General features: G+C 54.0%; 1 tRNA gene and 2 rRNA genes (1 of these 3 cut by a window edge). All 3 read right to left on the reverse strand.

The features are described from left to right. Positions 1–202: 202 nt before the first annotated feature. Positions 203–279: transfer RNA gene (locus tag KORLAC_RS12965), tRNA-Met, on the reverse strand. 367 nt (positions 280–646) lie between these two features. Next, positions 647–761: ribosomal RNA gene (rrf, locus tag KORLAC_RS12970) — 5S ribosomal RNA — on the reverse strand. 113 nt (positions 762–874) lie between these two features. Next, positions 875–2500 (reverse strand): 23S ribosomal RNA (locus KORLAC_RS12975); it runs 1119 nt beyond the window's last position.

Raw genomic sequence — 2500 nt, forward strand, 5'->3', positions numbered from 1 at the left:
CCCCAGGCCAAAAAACGGTCCTGGGGACCGAGGTTTGTTTTTGGTTTTGTGGGTAGGATTAGTCTCGTGGCTTTGCTCCTCGTCAGCTTGGCTAGGAACCTTTGGTAAAACAGCCTTGCGGTCTGTTTTACCAGGAGCAAAGCCTGGCCCCGCCCAACAAAGATTTAAGGCCGACCCCCGTGTTGGGGATCGGCCTTAAATTTGGTTGCGGGGGTAGGATTTGAACCTACGACCTTCAGGTTATGAGCCTGACGAGCTACCGGGCTGCTCCACCCCGCGTCATATGTCTACGTTTAGGGCCGTCGCCCGGTAGCAGGTATGTCTGGCGCCTTTCGGCGATGCAGACGGTTTCGCTTTCGCTTCGCCTTGGCGGGCTGCTCCACCCCGCGTCAATTATGTTTTGCTTCCGGTCTGGCTTTGCCATTCCATGAAGCGCGCTCAGGGCTGCTCGCTTTGTTTGCGAGGCTTGAGCGGGTTTCACGCTAATTACCGAAGCCCGGAGGGGCTGAGGCAAGGCCGACTGGCCGTCGCGAACGTTTTCGCGGAAGCCAAGCGTGAGCGCCGGCGCTTGAGGTAAATTAAAAAACCGCCTTATGGCGGTTTGTTTAATTTTTTGAAGTTGTGATGATGTTTTACTCTTTTGTAGATCTGGCGGCGACCTACTCTTCCGCGCCTTAAGACGAAGTACCATCGGCACAAAGACCTTTCACTTCCGGGTTCGGGATGGGACCGGGTGGGACAATCTTGTTATAACCACCAGATCAACAAAAGAGTAAACAGCAAGCAGTGCTTGCCGGATTGCGTTTTATTATTGGTGCATGCTTTGAAGTTGTTCCACACATAGAGAGAGTGTTGTTCTCTGTCTATGGAGGGGCTCTTCAAGCCTATCGAGCAATTAGTATCAGTAAGCTTCATCCATTACTGGACTTCCACACCTGACCTATCAACGTGGTGGTCTTCCACGGCTCTCAGAGAGACCTAATCTTGAGGGGGGCTTCCCGCTTAGATGCTTTCAGCGGTTATCCCGTCCGGACATAGCTACCCTGCAATGCGGCTGGCGCCACAACAGGTCCACCAGAGGTCCGTCCACCCCGGTCCTCTCGTACTAGGGGCAGCTCCTCTCAAGTCTCTTGCGCCCACGGCAGATAGGGACCGAACTGTCTCACGACGTTCTAAACCCAGCTCACGTACCTCTTTAATTGGCGAACAGCCAAACCCTTGGGACCTGCTCCAGCCCCAGGATGAGATGAGCCGACATCGAGGTGCCAAACACTGCCGTCGATATGAGCTCTTGGGCAGTATCAGCCTGTTATCCCCGGCGTACCTTTTATCCGTTGAGCGATGGCCCTTCCACACAGAACCACCGGATCACTATGACCGACTTTCGTCTCTGCTCGACCTGTCAGTCTCGCAGTCAGGCAGGCTTATGCCATTGCACTCAACGATCGATTTCTGGCCGATCTGAGCCTACCTTCGCGCGCCTCCGTTACCATTTGGGAGGCGACCGCCCCAGTCAAACTACCCGCCACAGTGGGTCCCAGTCCCGGGTTCACGGGACGTGGTTAGATATCAGGAACAACAAGGGTGGTATTTCAAGGGTTGGCTCCACAAGGACTGGCGTCCCTGCTTCAAAGCCTCCCACCTATGCTACACATGTTGTCCCTAATACCACACTGAAGCTGTAGTAAAGGTGCACGGGGTCTTTCCGTCTAACCGCGGGTACTCCGCATCTTCACGGAGAATTCAATTTCGCTGAGTCTATGTTGGAGACAGTGGGGAAGTCGTTACGCCATTCGTGCAGGTCGGAACTTACCCGACAAGGAATTTCGCTACCTTAGGACCGTTATAGTTACGGCCGCCGTTTACCGGGGCTTCAATTCGGTGCTCTCACACCTCCTCTTAACCTTCCGGCACCGGGCAGGCGTCAGACCCTATACGTCGTCTTGCGACTTCGCAGAGCCCTGTGTTTTTAGTAAACAGTCGCCACCCCCTCTTTTGTGCCCCCACCAAAAAGTTGCCTTAATGGTGGGCCTCCTTCTCCCGAAGTTACGGAGGCAATTTGCCGAGTTCCTTCAACATAGTTCTCTCAAGCGCCTTGGTATGCTCTACCATCCCACCTGTGTCGGTTTCGGGTACGGTCTATATGGTGGTGCTATTTCCTGGGACACCTTCGCGGCCCTTCCAATCCAATAAGGAAGAACAACTTACGGTATCCGTCACATTCCACCAGGTACAGGAATATTAACCTGTTTCCCATCGACTACGCTTTTCAGCCTCGCCTTAGGGGCCGACTCACCCTGCGCGGATTAGCCTTGCGCAGGAACCCTTGGGATTTCGGCGACAGTGTCTCTCACACTGTTTATCGCTACTCATGTCAGCATTCTCACTTCTGATATCTCCAGCATGGCTCACGCCACACCTTCGCAGACTTACAGAACGCTCCGCTACCACTTGATCATAAGATCAAATCCACAGCTTCGGTACATGTCTTGAGCCCCGG

Origin of the sequence: Kordiimonas lacus, assembly GCF_001550055.1 — a bacterium.
GTDB lineage: Bacteria > Pseudomonadota > Alphaproteobacteria > Sphingomonadales > Kordiimonadaceae > Kordiimonas > Kordiimonas lacus.